This window comes from Aneurinibacillus sp. REN35 (genome assembly GCF_041379945.2).
Taxonomy (GTDB): domain Bacteria; phylum Bacillota; class Bacilli; order Aneurinibacillales; family Aneurinibacillaceae; genus Aneurinibacillus.
Genome location: NZ_JBFTXJ020000015.1, coordinates 49,325 through 66,863, shown reverse-complemented (window position 1 = coordinate 66,863; position 17,539 = coordinate 49,325). Strand labels below are relative to the sequence as shown.

19 protein-coding genes and 2 riboswitches are annotated in these 17,539 nt (G+C 45.3%); of the genes, 13 read left to right on the top strand and 6 right to left on the bottom strand.

Annotated elements, in window-relative coordinates; all coding sequences use genetic code 11:
• The first annotated feature begins 11 nt into the window (after positions 1-11).
• From AB3351_RS20415 to AB3351_RS20400, 4 genes are all read left to right on the top strand, one after another.
• A complete protein-coding gene (locus AB3351_RS20415) occupies positions 12-1,322 on the top strand; it encodes a hemolysin family protein (protein ID WP_371149010.1) in 1,311 nt (436 codons plus the stop codon).
• A gap of 161 nt (positions 1,323-1,483) precedes the next feature.
• On the top strand, positions 1,484-2,068 hold the full coding sequence (locus tag AB3351_RS20410; protein ID WP_371149039.1) for a TetR family transcriptional regulator: 585 nt from the start codon (positions 1,484-1,486) through the stop codon (positions 2,066-2,068).
• Between the two features lie 52 nt (positions 2,069-2,120).
• Positions 2,121-2,441: a DMT family transporter gene (locus AB3351_RS20405; protein WP_371149009.1), complete on the top strand. Its 321-nt coding sequence runs from the start codon at positions 2,121-2,123 to the stop codon at positions 2,439-2,441.
• Between the two features lie 69 nt (positions 2,442-2,510).
• Positions 2,511-2,825 (top strand): DMT family transporter, encoded by a 315-nt coding sequence (locus AB3351_RS20400; RefSeq protein ID WP_371149008.1) that lies wholly within the window; start codon positions 2,511-2,513, stop codon positions 2,823-2,825.
• Positions 2,826-2,877: 52 nt separating this feature from the next.
• Here AB3351_RS20400 and AB3351_RS20395 read toward each other — a convergent pair whose 3' ends face one another.
• Positions 2,878-3,051, bottom strand: coding sequence for a transposase (locus AB3351_RS20395; RefSeq protein ID WP_371149007.1), 174 nt, complete (start codon positions 3,049-3,051; stop codon positions 2,878-2,880).
• A 123-nt stretch (positions 3,052-3,174) separates the two neighbouring features.
• Positions 3,175-3,262, bottom strand: a riboswitch (cyclic di-GMP riboswitch).
• A 246-nt stretch (positions 3,263-3,508) separates the two neighbouring features.
• Positions 3,509-3,645, top strand: a riboswitch (cyclic di-AMP (ydaO/yuaA leader).
• Between the two features lie 6 nt (positions 3,646-3,651).
• On the opposite strand from AB3351_RS20395, the gene AB3351_RS20390 reads away from it, so the two are divergent.
• The 6 genes from AB3351_RS20390 (at position 3,652) to AB3351_RS20365 (ending at position 11,036) form a co-directional block, all read left to right on the top strand.
• Positions 3,652-4,179 (top strand): C40 family peptidase, encoded by a 528-nt coding sequence (locus AB3351_RS20390; protein WP_371149006.1) that lies wholly within the window; start codon positions 3,652-3,654, stop codon positions 4,177-4,179.
• A 256-nt stretch (positions 4,180-4,435) separates the two neighbouring features.
• The gene (locus tag AB3351_RS20385; RefSeq protein WP_371149005.1) at positions 4,436-5,755 is read left to right on the top strand and encodes a hemolysin family protein; all 1,320 of its coding nucleotides are present in this window, start codon (positions 4,436-4,438) and stop codon (positions 5,753-5,755) included.
• Between the two features lie 145 nt (positions 5,756-5,900).
• Positions 5,901-6,476, top strand: coding sequence for a thermonuclease family protein (locus AB3351_RS20380; RefSeq protein ID WP_371149004.1), 576 nt, complete (start codon positions 5,901-5,903; stop codon positions 6,474-6,476).
• A gap of 132 nt (positions 6,477-6,608) precedes the next feature.
• Positions 6,609-7,553 carry a sporulation protein gene (locus AB3351_RS20375; RefSeq protein ID WP_371149003.1) on the top strand — a complete coding sequence of 315 codons (945 nt, stop codon included), beginning with the start codon at positions 6,609-6,611 and terminating at the stop codon, positions 7,551-7,553.
• A gap of 45 nt (positions 7,554-7,598) precedes the next feature.
• Positions 7,599-8,474 (top strand): hemolysin family protein, encoded by an 876-nt coding sequence (locus AB3351_RS20370; RefSeq protein ID WP_371149002.1) that lies wholly within the window; start codon positions 7,599-7,601, stop codon positions 8,472-8,474.
• A 435-nt stretch (positions 8,475-8,909) separates the two neighbouring features.
• On the top strand, positions 8,910-11,036 hold the full coding sequence (locus AB3351_RS20365; protein ID WP_371149001.1) for a phytoene desaturase family protein: 2,127 nt from the start codon (positions 8,910-8,912) through the stop codon (positions 11,034-11,036).
• 4 nt (positions 11,037-11,040) lie between these two features.
• Here AB3351_RS20365 and AB3351_RS20360 read toward each other — a convergent pair whose 3' ends face one another.
• A complete protein-coding gene (locus AB3351_RS20360; protein ID WP_371149000.1) occupies positions 11,041-11,454 on the bottom strand; it encodes a thiol-disulfide oxidoreductase DCC family protein in 414 nt (137 codons plus the stop codon).
• Between the two features lie 93 nt (positions 11,455-11,547).
• Positions 11,548-12,195: a nitroreductase family protein gene (locus tag AB3351_RS20355; protein WP_371148999.1), complete on the bottom strand. Its 648-nt coding sequence runs from the start codon at positions 12,193-12,195 to the stop codon at positions 11,548-11,550.
• 182 nt (positions 12,196-12,377) lie between these two features.
• Between AB3351_RS20355 and AB3351_RS20350 the strand changes: the two genes are divergently transcribed.
• The 3 genes from AB3351_RS20350 to AB3351_RS20340 are packed head-to-tail and all read left to right on the top strand — an operon-like array spanning position 12,378 to position 14,254.
• Positions 12,378-12,746 (top strand): hypothetical protein, encoded by a 369-nt coding sequence (locus AB3351_RS20350; protein WP_371148998.1) that lies wholly within the window; start codon positions 12,378-12,380, stop codon positions 12,744-12,746.
• Positions 12,736-13,719 (top strand): FAD:protein FMN transferase, encoded by a 984-nt coding sequence (locus AB3351_RS20345; RefSeq protein WP_371148997.1) that lies wholly within the window; start codon positions 12,736-12,738, stop codon positions 13,717-13,719. The genes AB3351_RS20350 and AB3351_RS20345 overlap by 11 nt, the downstream gene beginning before the upstream one ends.
• Positions 13,703-14,254 (top strand): ferric reductase-like transmembrane domain-containing protein, encoded by a 552-nt coding sequence (locus tag AB3351_RS20340; RefSeq protein WP_371148996.1) that lies wholly within the window; start codon positions 13,703-13,705, stop codon positions 14,252-14,254. The genes AB3351_RS20345 and AB3351_RS20340 overlap by 17 nt, the downstream gene beginning before the upstream one ends.
• On the opposite strand, the gene AB3351_RS20335 is transcribed toward AB3351_RS20340, so the two are convergent.
• The 3 genes from AB3351_RS20335 to AB3351_RS20325 form a co-directional block, all read right to left on the bottom strand.
• Positions 14,205-15,515, bottom strand: coding sequence for a sensor histidine kinase (locus tag AB3351_RS20335; RefSeq protein ID WP_371148995.1), 1,311 nt, complete (start codon positions 15,513-15,515; stop codon positions 14,205-14,207). The genes AB3351_RS20340 and AB3351_RS20335 overlap by 50 nt on opposite strands.
• A gap of 2 nt (positions 15,516-15,517) precedes the next feature.
• Positions 15,518-16,189, bottom strand: a complete 672-nt coding sequence (locus AB3351_RS20330; RefSeq protein ID WP_371148994.1) for a response regulator transcription factor — start codon at positions 16,187-16,189, stop codon at positions 15,518-15,520.
• Between the two features lie 188 nt (positions 16,190-16,377).
• On the bottom strand, positions 16,378-17,508 hold the full coding sequence (locus tag AB3351_RS20325) for an N-acetyldiaminopimelate deacetylase (RefSeq protein WP_371148993.1): 1,131 nt from the start codon (positions 17,506-17,508) through the stop codon (positions 16,378-16,380).
• Positions 17,509-17,539: the final 31 nt, after the last annotated feature.

The window sequence follows — 17,539 nt, the reverse complement described above, 5'->3', positions numbered from 1 at the left end:
TCGGGGAACTGATGGAAACAGTTATTAACTTACTTTTGGTCGCATTTTTAATTCTTGCTACGGCATTTTTTGTTGGTGCCGAATTCTCAGTGATTAGGGTGCGGCCGACCCGGATTAATCAATTGGCAATGGAAGGAAGTAAATCAGCTGTTGCCGTACAGCGTATTCTTGATAACTTAGACGGATATTTATCCGCCTGTCAGCTTGGGATTACGGTTACGGCGTTAGGGTTAGGCTGGCTGGGTGAGCCGACTGTTCACCATCTGCTGCAGCCGCTGTTTTTGGATTACAATGTACCTGAGCAGTTGGCCAACACACTTTCTTTTATTTTAGCTTTTTCATTGATTACATTTCTTCATGTGGTGCTAGGGGAGCTTGCACCGAAGACGGTAGCCATCCAAAAAGCGGAGTGGTTGAGTCTGCTGCTGGCTCGCCCGCTCATTGTTTTCTATAAAATCATGTATCCGTTCATTTGGACACTGAACGGCTCAGCTGGTTTGTTTATTCGTCTATTCGGCATGAAACCCGCCGGTGAGCATGAGCATGCACACTCGGAGGAAGAGCTTCGTTTGATTCTTGCTCAGAGCTTAGAGAGTGGCGAGATCAATACGTCTGAATTTACGTACATGAATAATATCTTTAAATTTGATGAACGTGTAGCGCGTGAAATTATGGTGCCGCGTACCGAGATGGCGTGCTTGTTTGCAGAAGACAGTTTAGCTGAGCACCTCCAAACGATCCGGCAGGAAGGGCGCACGCGTTACCCTATCGTACAGGAAGACAAGGATCATGTTATCGGTATTATCCACACAAAAGAATTATTTATGAAATACCTAGAAAACCCTGATGTGGATATTACAAAAATGATGCGGCCTGTATTGTTTGTCAATGAGGCCACACCAATCGAAACCTTGTTGAAGAATATGCAGAAAAGAAGAACCTCTCTTGCGATCCTAATCGATGAGTACGGCGGAACGTCTGGACTTGTCACGATGGAAGATATTCTTGAAGAAATCGTAGGCGAGATCCGGGATGAGTTCGATGTCAATGAACGTCCACCGATTGAAAAGGTAGGTGAGAATACGTACATTCTTGACAACAAAGTGCTGTTAACAGAAGTTGAAGAACTAACAGGGATTGCAGCAGACGAAGAATATGACACGGTTGGTGGCTGGGTAGCTGCCCACATGAGCAGTATGGAAGAGGGACGGCATATAACGGTAGATGGCTGGAAGTTTACGATTAGGGAAGTCGAAGGTGTACAGATCAAGCAGGTAGAGATCATGCGCATGCCGACACCAGAGCAGAAAGCGGAAGAGTAAGACACATACCTGACTGATGGAGTGAAACGAGAATAAGCAGCTTCATCAGTTAGGTAGAAATATGAGAAACGGCCGCCGTGCGGAGTATTTGACAAAGAGGTCAAAGAGGAGTACAATGAATATAAATGAATGATAGTCAGTCACGGACGGGGGTTGACCTATTGAAAAATAAACAAGAAGAAAAATATACACAAATATTGCAAGCGGCAATGGAAGTTATTTCAAAAAAAGGGGTAGAGAAAACCTCAATTTCTGATATTGTCAAACAAGCGGGTGTAGCTCAAGGCACTTTTTATTTATATTTCTCTTCAAAAAATGCATTAATCCCAGCGATTGCTGATCATCTGTTAACCAAGTTATTTGATGAAATTCAATATAAGTCAAAATCACTTACAAGCTTTTGGGAGAAGATTCAGCTTGTTATTGATGTGACGTTTGAGATGACGGAAGCATATAAGGAAGTGCTGATTCTTTGCTATGCCGGATTGGCATTCGAACATTCATTTGAGAAATGGGAAAGCATCTACCGTCCGTATTATCAATGGCTTGAAAAAGAAATGAATAAAGCGGTGGCGTGTGGAGAAATTTCACAAGAAGTACGTATAGAAACAACGGTACGTATGGTCGTGAGTGTAATTGAGCAGACAGCAGAAGGGTTATATTTTTCTCATGCAGATGAGAAGGATAACCGTACGGCACAGTTAAAAAAGGACGTGTTTACCTTTATCAATAAAGCATTATCTTAATTTTTACAGGTAGTAAATGAATGATAATCAGTCACGAGCAGGAGGTTATTGTATGGGCTGGATTCTTGTTTTAGTAGCCGCATTGCTCGAAGTTATATGGGCATCAGGATTAAAATATGCAGAAACGACAATAGAGTGGATTATGGTTATTTCTTTAATAGCGATAAGCTTTATGCTGCTTATCCGCGCGTATAAAACAATTCCTGTGGCAGTAGGCTACACGGTGTTTGTTGGTATTGGAACGATGGGTACGTATTTGGTAGGTATTTTTTTAGGAGAAGCATTTTCTGTTTCTCAAATTATGTTTCTGTTCATTCTGCTAATTGGCATCATCGGAATGAAATTAACAACAACGGAAAACTCTCATAGCTGAGAGCCTGATACTGAATGATTGCAGTGAAGTTCAGTTATGAGGGAGTATGCAGAAAGAGAGTGAATCATCATGGCTTGGATTTATCTTATATTAGCCGGTCTTGAAGAAGTCGTGGCAGTTATTGCGATGAAATATATGTCCGCAGGCAAGAAGAAGTGGCCGATTGTAATAATGACAGTAGGATTTATTTTTTCTTTCTTTTGCTTATCTATAGCGATGCGCGCCCTTTCACCAGGTGTAGCATATGCCGTGTGGGCAGGGGTAGGAGCAATCGGTATTACGCTTGTTGGATTGGTATGGTTTAAAGAAAAATACAATGTTTCCCAGTTTATATTCTTGGGGCTTATGCTGATTGGCATTATTGGCTTGCGCTTAACTGCATAAAGTAACCCGGTTTACCACAGAGTAGAGAGATTATCTCTACTCTTTTCTCTTTTTATTTGCTTATTCCATTTGCATAGGGAAGCTGATCTTGCTTATACATACGCACCCAGCGATAGATGACTAAACTGCTTACCTGATACTTTCGAGCTACCGCACTGCATTGTGCGCCTTTTATCACCTCTTGAACAATTGTATGTTTGAACTGTAGAGAGTATTTCTTACGCATAGTATATCCCTCCCATATTATGGTTCCCGTCTTATCCTTCTGTACACGGAGTCATGTTAAAATAAAAAGGTTATACCGAATAATGCATGCATACGGAATAACCTTGCTTCGTAAGGTGGAATTGTCGGTAACCCGGCGATCTTCATTCATGCTGAACCGTAGACCCGTGGCTGTGCATTCTTATTTTTCAATAAGTTTATCTCTATCTCTTTAATTTACTATGTGTAATTTGTATCAGAATCTAATTTACTATACATTCTAGCCTGCAAAAATACAAAATGCAATAATCTTTTGGTAATTAAGCTATATGTAATATGTCCTAAGTACCGCAATGCTGCTCGGTAATATATTCATTTTTTCTTGTTTATTAGGTTCCCTATTGGAAGCAACAGGATTGCTATCCACATTTTTTACAATGTCTTCCCCGTTTATTTACGTTAAGGTATAAAACGTAACAAAAAACAGCACGCCAAATCCAGTTTGTGAAGGAATTGGAACGGGGGAACCGCGTATCTGGGGTGAAATCATAAAATTGATCGGGCGTCCTTCGACCGAACCCGTCAGCTAACCTCGTCGGCATAATTGAGAGGGAGAAGTGAATTGAGAAAACAGTTTAAAACATTGACAGCAGGAATTCTCGCAGGAACATTTGTAGTAGGGGGAATGGCAGCAGCTCCTCATTCTGTAGAAGCGGCTACGACTTCTGCAAAACAAGGAACATCTGTAAACATTAGCAATGAAAAAAAGGTGATTGAAGACATTATTCGTACCGGTTTGAATTTGCGTGGAAAAGCGAAATACAGCCATAAGTATGTGGCAGGGAAATATATGGATTGTTCAGGCTTTACCTACTATATTTTTAAGAAGCATGGCATTAGCTTGCATACACGGTGGGACGATGGACAAGCCAAGTATGGTACCCCTGTAGCAAAAAGCCAATTAAAAAGAGGCGATTTAGTCTTCTTTAGTGCAAACAAAAATAAAGCTGGTATCACGCATGTAGGCGTATACTTAGGAAATGGAAAATTGCTGGATATGGCTAGTCCATCAAGAGGCGTAGCGATTAGCGACTTGAACTGGACTTGGTATAAAAAGAACTATAAAACAGCACGCAGAGTCGTTCGTTAAGTCGGAATATAAAAAATATTGGTAAAATAAAATTGGAGAAAGAAGCATACTCATGCCCATATAGCTTGTGTATGCTTCTTTTTTGTGAATATATAGCACGAAGTAAATACTGTCAGTCACGATATATATGCCGGTTGGTAAAGCCTTTTCTGAAAAGAAACTTTATTGTTTAGCATTTGATATGCGATAATAGAAAATACGTTAGTGTAAAAACGAAATAAAAGGATAATATGGAGGTGGCCCCGTCGGGGAGTAGATGGACAGTATTATTAACCTAATTTTGGTCGCAGTTTTAATTATCGCCACAGCGTTCTTTGTCGCTGCTGAATTTGCGGTAATTAAGGTGCGGCCGACCCGGATTAATCAATTGGCAATGGAAGGAAGTAAATCAGCCTTTGCCGTACAGCGTATTCTTACTAATTTGGACGGGTATTTATCGGCGTGTCAGCTTGGCATTACCATTACGGCATTGGGATTAGGCTGGCTGGGTGAGCCGACTGTTCACCATCTGCTGCAGCCGCTGTTTCTGGATTATAATGTACCTGAGCAGTTGGCCAACACACTTTCTTTTATTTTAGCCTTTTCATTGATTACATTTCTTCATGTGGTGCTAGGAGAGCTTGCACCGAAGACGGTAGCCATCCAAAAAGCGGAGTGGTTGAGTCTGTTGCTGGCCCGCCCGCTCATTGTTTTCTATAAAATCATGTATCCGTTCATTTGGGCATTGAACGGCTCAGCTGGTTTGTTTATTCGTCTATTCGGTATGAAACCGGCAAATGAGCATGAGCAGGCACACTCGGAGGAAGAGCTTCGTTTGATTCTTGCTCAGAGCTTAGAGAGTGGCGAGATCAATACGTCTGAATTTACGTACATGAATAATATCTTTAAATTTGATGAACGTGTAGCGCGTGAAATCATGGTGCCGCGTACCGAGATGGCGTGCTTATATATAGAAGAGAATTTGCAGGAGCATTTTCAAACCATTCGCAGAGAGGGTTTTACCCGGTACCCGATTGTACAGGAGGACAAAGATCATGTCATCGGCGTCATCCATACAAAAGAACTGTTCATGCGGTATTTGGAGAACCCACAAGTGGATATCACGAAGATGATTCGTCCCGTGTTGTTTGTCAATGAGGCCACACCAATTGAAACCTTATTGAAAAAGATGCAAAAGCAGCGCAACTCGCTTGCGATCCTAATCGATGAGTATGGCGGAACGTCCGGACTTGTCACCATGGAAGATATTCTTGAAGAAATCGTAGGCGAGATTCGGGACGAGTTCGATGCCAATGAACGCCCGCCGATTGAAAAGACAGGCGAACATCATTATATTCTCGACAACAAGGTTTTGCTTTCGGAAGTCGAAGAGTTGACAGGGATTGTGGCAGATCCCGAATTCGATACGATCGGTGGATGGATTGCCGCAAATATCCTTACGATTGAAGAAGGCCAGAAGGTTGAAGTAGCGAATTGGCAGTTTACGGTGCGTGAAACGGACGGTTTGCAGATTAAGCAGGTTGAAATTAAGCGAATTGCAGAACCGGAACAGGCTGAAGAAACTGGCCTGCAATAAGCAAGATACAAAACAGGGTGCCGTGCTGACGCAAAGGCAGCCTGTTTTTTGTCGGGAGTAGGTAGGGTGGGGGCAGAAGGTGTGAGGCTCATTGCCTTACGATTCGTCATAAGAGAGCGGCATAAAGAGAAAGGGTGGAAGATAAATGAAGAAGAAAATCAGTGGACTGCTGGTGTTGATTTTGCTGAGTATAGGTATATTATCAGCATGTGGATCGGCATTGGAGAAAAAAGAAACAGAGTCCAAAGCGCTTGTGGACGTGACGGGAAAAAAGCTGCAAAAGGCGACCGTCGTAAGAGTAGTGGATGGTGACACGTTTGTTGCGAAAGTGAAGGGAGCGGAGCATAAAGTTCGTCTCATCTTAATCGATACGCCCGAGTCCAAAGCGCCCAATCGCCCAAAAGGGTATCTGGGTGATGAAGCGAAGCAATACGCAATCGAGCGTCTTGAAGGAAAGGATATATGGCTGGAGAAGGATGTGCAGGGCAATGATCGCTATGGGCGCTGGCTGCGTTATGCTTATATAGATGTAGCTGATGGCAAGGGAGAATTCTTCAACGGTACACTCGTACGCAGTGGACTGGCCCGCTTAGCGACATTCCCTCCGAATGTAAAGTATGTGGATATGATTCGTACATGGCAGCAGGAAGCGCGTAAGGCAGAACGGGGCGTATGGAATAATATCAAGGAAGCCTTCCCGGACCGTAAGATTGAACAGTAGAAAAAAATTTTCTGTCTATTCTTATAAAAAATGCAACTGCATAAGTCTGTCAGCGTATACAATAGATAATATAAACCGTAACGTTCTGCTGAACGGTTAGTACATAATGATGCATGGAAAGGGAGTAGTAGAATGTTCAAAAAATTCATGGCAAAAATGGGAGTTGGCTCAGCCAAAGTCGATCTTGTGCTTCACAAAAGTGAATATACGCTTGGAGATGTAATTGAAGGTGAGTTAATTATGCAGGGAGGAGCGGTTGAACAATACATCAATAAAGTCGATGTAGCGTTTATGCTGGCGCTTCGTACCAAGAAGAACGAGCATCGTCAGGCGGTTGCGACGATACCGTTCTCCTGCCGTTTTAATCTTGGTGCAGGTGAAAGAAAGGTGCTTCCGTTTACATACCAACTGCCAAAAGATCTGTTGATCTCAAGCCATACGGTCGCATACTACTTCACGACAAATCTTGATATCGCGGCAGGTGTCGATAGTCAGGATAACGACTACATTCGTGTGAATCCTCCTGCTCGTTTTACAAATATTATTACCGCTTTTGAACAATTAGGCATGCGGGAGAAGCATGATTCCCGCGCTTTTGACGGATATGCTCAGGAGTTTGAGTTTTTCCCGACCGCTTTTCTGCGCGGGCAGGTGAATGAGGTAGAGTTCATTGCTGCCATTGAAGATGAACAGATTCGTCTCCTGTTGGAATTGGATCTGCCGTCATTTGGACGTGAAATAGAAATCAAACGTGAAATTACGCTGTCTAATGAAGTGCTTGCTGATCTGACTCAACTGAAGAATTATCTACAGCAAGTAATGGAGGAAATGCTTGAAAATCCGAATGCATACCTTCATCAGCGGAATATGATGGGATACAAGCAGGGCCATCACCGTCACAGCGGATTTGGTGGTGCGATGGGCGGTATGGCAGCAGGCTTGCTTGGCGGGATTGTTCTTTCAGAATTAATGGATGATATGCTAGGTGACGAGGAAATGGAAGGTGCGTTTGACGGAGGAGAGGACGAAGGCGGCGGTTTTGGTGACTTCGGTGACTTTTTTGGCGGAGATGAGTAGAGCATAATAATATTCGTATGACGGAGGTGGCCCCTCGGGGAGCAGATGGACGGTGTCATAAGTATGCTGTTGATTGCATTGCTTCTTGCCGTCAATATCGTGTTGGTCTTACGCTTGGCTGTGCGTAAGGCCAAAGATCGGCGCGTTCGTTCGGAAGAAGAACTTCACCTCCTATTGGCAGAACGTTTGGATAGCGGCCAAATGAATTCTACGGAATATGCTTACGTGAACAATATCTTTAAATTCGGGGACCGGGTCGCGCGCGAAATTATGGTACCGCGTACCGAGATGGTCTGTCTGTATGCCGGAGAGAGTCTAGAGACAAGTCTGCGGACCATATGTACAGAAGGCTTTACCCGTTATCCGGTTGCAGGTGAAGATAAGGATCGTATTCTTGGTGTAGTGCATGCCAAGGAACTGTTTATTACGTATTTTGAAGATAAGAGCATTACGCTCATGGATGTAATGCGTCCGGTGCTATTTGTCAATGAAGCGGCTCCGCTTGAGAAGCTGCTTGAGAAGATGCGGGAGAAGCACACGTCGATTGCCGTTCTAATTGATGAGTACGGCGGTACAGCCGGGATGGCCACAATGGAAGATATATTGGAAGAAATCGTTGGAGAGATCCGCGATGAATTTGATACACATGAGCGTTCACCTGTCGAGAGAATCGGACCGGGGCATTACCTGTTGGACAATAAGGTCCTGCTTTCGGAAGTAGCAGAACTTACAGGAATTGATCAAGAGGATGGGTTTGATACGATTGGTGGTTGGGTTGCCGCACGAATTCGTATCATTCGGGAAGGAATGTATGTGGATCGTGCACAATGGCGGTTTACAGTAAAAGAGATGGACGGTCTGCAGATCAAATGGCTTGAAGCAAGAAAGATTAGAGCGGTAGAAGATGGAGTCGATCTATGAATGGATAAGGAAAGCCCCTGGCGATAGAAATATGCCGGGGGCTTCTTATATATACATGCTTCCTTACTCTGCGGCGGCGGAAAGGGTGCGTTGATTCATACGACGTAAAATGTTTTGAATGACTGGGTCATCTCTTCGGCTCAGCAGCTAGACAAAGATCATATTAGACACATCTTTATCATTCGTAATTTGGGGGATGATTCCCTCTGTAATGGTCTGGAGCGAGCAATAATTTCCTGAAGGGTAGTCTTATTATACCCCAATTCCTGAATGGTTTGCTTGGTAACAGACAGCAACAGTTGAAAGTTTGGATTAGAAGCAAACGATGAATTCATAAGCACTTCCTTTCCGTAAAATATAGTATTTTTATCGTATAATCGGACCGATGGTATGATAATCTATAAGAAAAATATTCCAGATAGCGAAGGGAGAAATATGAAAACATTAGGATTGATTCTGCTTGATTTCATTCCACTTATCATAGCGTTAACTGTACAGCCGCGCTGGCTTGGTTGTGTGATCGCATTGGTGATCGCAATCGGGCTTTTGGTGCGTCAAATGCCAAGAAAGCAGGTTAAGACGCTCAGTGTGATTAACGTAGTATACTTTTTAGCGGCAGGGGTTACGGTCTTGTTTTTTCCTGCAATTCCGGTATTGGAATACGGACAGGTAACCATTTATACCATTCTTACCATCTCCACAGGCCTCTCGTTGTTCTCTTCTAACCCATTTACGATGCAGTATGCCAAAGAAACCACACCCCAAGCAGTATGGAATCATCCGTTGTTTCTCTCGATTAACCAGCTGCTTACCGGAATATGGACAGGATTGTTTTTAATGGCGGCGTTGTTTGCCACACTCACAGCAGTGGGCATCCTGCCGCTTGTTACAGGTATTATAGCGGCAAATATCTGGAACGTGTTTGGGGTTGTGGCGAATATTCTTCTGCCTGTACATATGCAGCGGAAATATGCGGAGAGGATGCAGCACAGAGAGGAGCCGGAAGTAGCGTGGTCCCCTGTCATTGCTTCCACACCTCCTGCTGCACCCAATGAGTATGATGTGATTGTAGTCGGCTCCGGCATTGGAGGATTAACGGCAGCCATTGAGCTGGCGCAGCGTGGGGTTAAGGTGCTTGTACTTGAGCAGCATTATCTAATTGGAGGTGCTTGCACGACCTATACTCGGCGCGGCGGGTATAAATTCGAAGCTGGCGTGGAATCAATTAGCGGCTTGGGAGCAGAAGGACCGCTTCGTCACCTGCTTGGGCGCCATGGGCTAGAAGATGAACTGGTATGGCTTAGAAATACGTATGAATTTCGGAATGGGGAAGAAACATATACAATTCCGCATGACTTTATGGAATGGCGCGATCAGATGATGGAACAATTTCCAGAAGAAAAAGAGTCCATTCATGCATTATTTGCTGAGCTTAAGGCTTGTTATGAAGAGATGTATACTGTATTTGCACCTGATCGGGTTGCTCCGTACATTCCGCAGACAATGGAAGAGATGAACGCATATGCTGAGCAGAATCCGCATTACTTACGTTGGAAGGATACTGAATGGCATGAACTGTTGGATGCGTTTGTGAGTCATCCGGTCGTATGTAAGCAATTGTCGATTCTTACCGGATATGTTGGGGATAAGGGAAGGCGTACCCCGACAAGCAGTATGATTGCACTCATGGGCTATTTTATTGTCGGAGGATATCGTCCATCAGGTGGTTCCGGTGAGCTGGCGAAGAGGCTTGCCGATAAGCTGCGGCAATATGGCAGTGATATCAAAATATCTACAGATGTGAAATCCATTATAATAGAAGAGGGAGAAGTGAAGGGGGTTCAGACCGATAAGGCAAGTTATTATGCTTCGGTCGTCATCTCCAATGCTGACCCGCGTATAACGTATGAACAGTTAGTCGGCCTTCCCAACTTGCCTCAAGCATACAGAGAAAAAGTGAAAAGGCTTGAGGCGTCTATGTCCTTATTCGTATGGAATGCAGCCATAGATCGGCCATTTTGCACGGATCGGCTGATCCATTATACGTTGCCTAAGCCGATGCGCCTCTCGGAGATAGATATCACCTTTACTGGAGCGGGCATTCACTCACCATCTTCACGCGATGCTTCTCTTGCGCCTCAGCAGAAGAGTACGGTAACGATCAATCTGATTACAAAAGCACAGGCCAGCTTATATGCATCCATGTCAGAAGAACAATACCAGGCGGTAAAGAAAGAGATCGATCAGATATGTAGTGAAATTCTGGCACAGATTGATGAAGCAGCCGCGGCTTCTATTCTATTCTCGGAAGTCGCCACACCTAAAACCGTAGCGAAGTATATGCGTACCCATGAGGGCTCGGTTTATAATGTGAAACGGCAAATAGTAGAAGGCGAAAGTATATTTCCGTATGTGAAATCCCCGGTAAAGGGATTGTATCTGGTTGGAGCCGGGGTTGGGTACGGACCGGGCATTGAAGCGGTTGTGATTAGCGGGGGAGAAGCGGCCAACCTGCTTGCACCTTACTTCGAAGCAAGAAATGAGGTACAACACACCGCATAAAGTGTCAGTCAAGAAATCGTTTGCGGAGCTCGGGTGTTGGTATCATGCACTGTTCCTTTTTGCCAAACCAGCGGTAACGGTTGCGGGCGATCCAGTTATAGACAATGTCACGCACCGGACGCGGCACCGCTATGAAAACGTAGAGCAGGGGCCAGGGACGCTGCAGCCTGCGTGCCACTTTTAGAGCGGCGCTTGATTTTGTGTACGCTTTGTTCGCTTCGATCAGCACAATGCTTTTCAGTCCATGAGAGAGAAGCCCATGCTGCTTTACGAGCGCTTGTCCAATGTCCGATTGCAGGGAGGCAAAGCGAATCGTCTCCTTCGGGTCATGCTTGATAATGAATAATACAGCATGGTTGCAGAGATTGCATACACCGTCAAACAGCAAGATGGGGTTTTCGTGTATATGTTCTTGCATCGTAAGCACCTCCCACTCTGATATATAAAGTATACCTGATTTAGCAAATAAAAAAAGCAGCAGGGAGTCCGTTACTCTCTGCTGCTTTTTGCGTTATTCGATAATTTGCAGGATATCTTCTACTGGCTTACGTTGAAGACGTGCCGGTGTCTCGGCGGGATGACCAAGCGCGATCACCATATTGATCTGCTTTTCAGAAGGAATATCGAGATATTCACGGATGCGGTGCTGGGCAAGCAGTACGGGACCTGTCATCGCACAGGTTGCTAACCCTTTGGCGTGTGCAGCCAGCATGAGATTCTGAATGGCAAGACAACTGCTCTTGATACCTTCTTCGCTCCAGAAGGAAGGCTCACTAATTGTAATCGGGTCGAAAATCCGCTCGCGGAATTTGGAATTGTAAGGTGTGGCAAGGCAGACGATAAGAGCCGGCGCTCCAGTAAAGGCGGTAGCATACGGGCCGAAGGAGCGTGCCAGCAGCCGTGCTTCTTTTTCAAGACCACGATCTTTGGCTTCATCTGCGATTTTATGCAGCTCTTCCCACGTCATGTCGGAGATTTCTTTAATTTTTCCTGTATTTAAAATTGCGATGAATTCCCATGTTTGCGAATTGGTATCGCTTGGCGCATAACGTGCGCAGTCGATGATTTCTTTTACATCTTCTACACTCACCGCTTCATTGGTGAATTTTCTCACGCTGCGGCGTCCTAACACAATCTCTTTGAACTCGGTATATTGCATATAGAATGTCACCTGCTTTTCGGATACTGTACAATCAGCCCTATTATAACACAAAGTATTAGCACCTAGTACTAAAAATAAAATTCATTTTTTCACGGTATTTTCAGATAGCCCGGATATAGTAGGGTCATACACATATTTGCCTGAAAGCGAAAAGCTGGGCGGTAGGATAGGAGGAAAAAATGAAAAGAAATGTATGGTTTAAATGGACAGTCGGTATATCGAGTGTAGCAACTTTTATAGGGCTGGTAGGAGCAACCAAGGCGATGGATGAGGGCAAACAGGCGCTGCCTGTAATTGATTCGGGATCGCAGAAGAATACAGTACAAGGGACAGAAACAGTGCAGGATACCCGTGTGATAGATGAATTTCTTGATGAGTGGAAGGAGTACAAAGAATATGACCATGATGATGACGAGGACGACGATGAGCATGAGAGAGAGGAGCATAAAAACGAAAAGAAGCGGCATTCTCGGGAAAAACTACCTGCGGCTGATCAGGTAGAGAGAAGAGGCAATGAAGCAAGGACGGTAACTTCTCATGCTTCCTAATCGAGCACATACTTTTCGAGCGATGAATACAGAGTGTTCTACAGCAGGGCTCTCATCGTCTGCTCAGCGCAGAGTAGAAGCGTGGTTTACGTATGTGGAACAGAAGGCAAGCAGATTTCGGCCGGATAGCGAGCTTATGCAGATTAATCAGTCGCAAGCTCCGCTATATTTTGTGTCTCTTCTTATTTATCAACTGCTGCAGGAAGCAGAGACATACTTTCGCCGGACAGATGGTGTCTTTTCTCCGTATCTTGGCAGGTGTATACACGCGTTGGGATATACAAAAAGCTTTGAGAATATTCCACAGGTTACGTCGGCTACGATTGTAGACCTGAATCTAAATGAAGAGAAAACGTATTGTCATACGAAACAAATTTATACGCGCAGAAACAGCAGATCTTATCCGCCCATTCAAATTGACGGAGATGCATGGATTGATCTAGGCGGTATTGCTAAAGGATGGAGTGTGCAGACAATGGGCGAGTGGCTTCAAAAAGAAGGGCAAGCAGAAGGGGTACTGAATGCAGGCGGAGATTTACTGGCATGGAGAAGCGAGGAGAGCAGGGAGCCATGGACCGTGCACCTTCTTGCCCCACATACAGGGGATAGAGCGATCGCCCGACTTGAAATGCGGAGTGGACGGACGGCTCTGGCGACCAGCAGCACACAGAAGAGGCGCTGGCGGAAAGCAACCGGTGAAGTCGTCCATCATATCATCGATCCGCGGATACATCAGTCATCCGCATCCGACATCGTGCAGGCCAGCGTACTTCTGCCGGACTTGACAGCGGCAGAAGTGTATGCGAAATGCCTGATTATTCTCGGTATGCAAAGAGGTATAACATGGCTTCGGAAGGAAAAGCCGGAGGCGGCATATATTCTCGTCAAAAAGGATGGAACCGTAGAACGCAGTGCGAATCTTGATACGTATTGTACAGAATATGAGGTGAGTAAGCATGTGGAGTGTTTTTGAATTTCTTTCTCCAATGTTATCAACATGGCATATGATTCGGGCATCCGGACTTGTGGCGTATGGATTGGTTTCAATTGCCGTTATAAGCGGGATGCTGCAAAGTCTCCGTATGGCTCCATCCGCCATAAGAGCGGACCTGGTTACGCTCCACAATACAGCAAGCTGGTTCGGTTTGCTTTTTGCAGGTGTACACGGATGGCTGCTGCTGTATGATCAGTATGTCGGATACACGGTCGTAGAGATTGCGATACCATTTATATCAGATCATGAGACGATAAAAGAAGCGATAGGGATTCTTTCATTTTATTTATTTTTCATATTGGTTCTTTCCTCAGATATCCGCAGTAAAATAGGCCAGAAAGCATGGCGTGTGGTCCACTATACTGCATTCCTAGCCTATGTGCTTTCTCTTGTACACAGTATAGCAATGGGAACGGATACAGCTATTCCATGGGTACTGGGTATCTATCTTAGTACGGCATGTATCATTTTTTGTTTGCTTGTGATGCGGATAACAAGGGGAATTGCACGGTGAATGTACTGCCTACTCCAACTTCGCTTTGGATATGAATCACGCCCTCGTGCATACGAACAATCCAGTCGGCAATGGATAAGCCCAGTCCAGTGCTTCCGTCTTCTCTTGAACGTGCTTTGTCTATACGGTAGAAGCGGTCAAAAATCCGCTTTTGTTCCTCAGGTGGAATGCCGATGCCTGTATCCCGTATGCGAATGCAAGCCATGCGTTCTTTTCCGCTACCTGCTTCGTATAATTCAAGAGAAATCTGTCCCCCTACCGGCGTATATTTACTTGCATTGTCCAGTAAAATGCAGAGAAGTTGCATGATGCGTTCTTTATCAGCATGTACTGTGAAGGTCTCCGGTGCTCTCCATTCGAAAGTTTGTTGCTTTTTTGCAAAAAGCGGTTGAAAGGAACGGACAAGCTGCTCAACCGGCAGCCGCAGGTCAAACGTTTCACGGATCAGGGATAGCGAGCCGGAATCTGCTCGGGCCAGTGTCAATAAATCACTGACCAAAGAACGCATTCGCTTGACTTCTTCTTTCATATCATCCATAACCTGCTTCGAGAAGGATGAGATGTGTTCTCGTTCTTCGCTGTCTAGCACTTCAAGTGAAGAGTGGAGAATGGTAAGCGGTGTACGGAGTTCGTGGGAAGCATCAGCCACGAATTCCCGCTGTCGGGCGAATGAACGGATGATTGGCCGCATGGCCCGTCCAGCCATGTAATACCCTAAAACAGCAGAAATAATAGCAAATAAAACGGCAGCTATACCTAGTGTAATCATCATTTGCTGCAGCGCATTTCGCAGTTGTGTTACATCTTCCCCCGCATAGACGACACCGATGAGTTGCTCGTCTCTATACAGGCTTTTGCCGGTGATGATCATATGTGTCTTGTGCCGGCCTTCTGTATGAAATTCTTCCATTCGCATGTTTTCTAAGACGGGATACCAACCGGATAAGCGGCGAAGCATCTCCTCTCTTATGGCTGGGTTGCTTTCATCTCCATCGATCAAAGCGCCTTTGCTGTTTATTACATAATAGAAAGAGCGATTCTCTGGATGATAGTCGATGGACTCGCTCTTTCTATTAGGGCGCAGAAGATCGTGCCGGTGCTCTGCTGCCTCTTTCTCTGCAAGCTGTACGATTTGGTGCTTGGCATCACGATACAGCAGGAAGGAGAACGAGAAGTAGCTTACGATGGTAAAGGCTGTCAAAAATACAAGTAACAAACCGGTGAATGATACGGTCAGGCGGGTACGCGTACGTGTAAACAAGGCTATACCTCCAGCTTGTAGCCGATACCGCGCACATTGCGAATAAGCGTGGGGCAGTTCGGACAATCAATCTTTTTACGTAGAAGACGCACGAAAGCATCGAGTGTGTTGCTTGTTACTTCTGCATCATATCCCCACACCCGGTCAAGAATCGTATCACGCGGGACCGTATATCCGTGATTGCGTGCTAATAGTTCTAACAATTGAAATTCACGGGGCGTTAGCTGAATCGTCTCCATGCCGCGCTGTATGATCCGCTGCCGACAGTCTAATGATAGCTCGCCTATCTGAATTATATCTTCGGCGATAGGAAGCTGCCTGCGTCGAAGAAGGGAACGAATGCGAGCAAAAAGCTCGGCGAAATCAAAAGGTTTTACGAGATAATCATCAGCACCGGCATCAAGTCCACATACCCGGTCATCAATCGCATCGCGTGCAGTTAAGAGAAGGATGGCACCTTGATAACCGCTTGCCCTAAGGCTGCGGCAAATCGCGACCCCATCCTTTCCCGGCATCATCCAATCCAAGATGAGCAGTTCATAGGATTCGTCCTGTGCCTGAATATAGGCTTCTTCTCCATCAGTAGCCCAATCAACGCTATATTTTTCTTTCGTAAGCATATGAGCTATTAATTTCCCTAATTTTTTATCATCTTCTGCTAATAGAATTCGCATTGCTAACTCCCCCCTACGTTTAGCATTATGTATTATTTCTACTTTAACCATCTAGGCTGAAAAAAGAATGAAGAAGACGTGTACATTCTCGCTTTTTTATCAAGGGGGCAGATAGCAGGAATAGGACAAACCCAGGCGGTCAAAGTTAGACGCCTATGCTTGCCCTATATTGATAAGGATGTTTTCTTTTACGAGGCCTTCCATGTAAAATATTGTGTCAGCAAGCGAATGGCCACTTCGATGGCCTCCTCACTCGGCTCAATCTTTGCATGATGCAGGCCGTATGGTGTGCTGACTCCAAGCCAGAAGAGGAAGCCGGGAATCTTTTCTAGAAAATAGCCAAAGTCCTCACCGGTCATGGCTGTCTTGCATTCAATCAGTTGAGCAACTTCGCTTTCCCGTACCCAATCCATAAATTCGCGGGTAAGGGTCTCCTCGTTATATACTTGACAATAATTCGAGCCATAATCAATTGCCGCTGTGCATTCAAAACCAGCTTCGGTTCCGCGAACGAGCGCTTCGATGCGCGATTTTATTTTTTCCATTGATTCCATTGACAGCGTGCGGATCGTACCTTCAAGCCGTGCGTTCTCTGCGATAATATTCTGCTTGGTGCCGCCTTCAATTTTACCGATGGTAATGACAGCGGAGTCGAGCGGATCAATATTGCGGGAGACGATACTCTGTAGCTGTGTCGCCAGATGGGCTGCCGCGATAACCATATCGTTGGCCGTATGTGGGAATGCGGCATGGCCGCCTTTTCCCTTCAAATCGATAAATAGCTCCGACGTATTGGCGAAGAGAATGCCGGGCTTTAAGGCAATGGTGCCGACCGGATATTCGGGAGCGATATGGAGGGCGAACATCGCGTCAGGCTGCCAGTCTTTGAATTCCTCGCTGGCCAGCATCGGCTGAGCACCACCAGGGCCTTCTTCTGCCGGTTGGAAAATAAAAATAAGATCATCTGTAATTTGGTGCTCCACAAAATGCGTCAAGACACCGAGCGCAATCGCCATATGCATATCGTGGCCGCACGCATGCATGAAGCCGGGGTGTGTAGAGCGGAATTCGTAGGAAGTTTCTTCTGTAATTGGAAGCCCATCCATATCTGTTCGGTATCCCCAGCGTTTCGTTGGATGAGTGCCTTTCACCTTTACGAGAATGCCGGTGCGCCATGTCCTGCTCTCAATTCTCTCCTGCGGCAATGACGCCAAGTAATCCAGCAGAAAGCGTTGGGTTTTGAATTCAGCGAATCCGGGTTCTGGGATTTTGTGCAGTTCCCGTCGGATTGCAACAAATGGCTGTGTTTGTATGCTCATATGTACTCACCTCTTCATATAAGAAAAACCG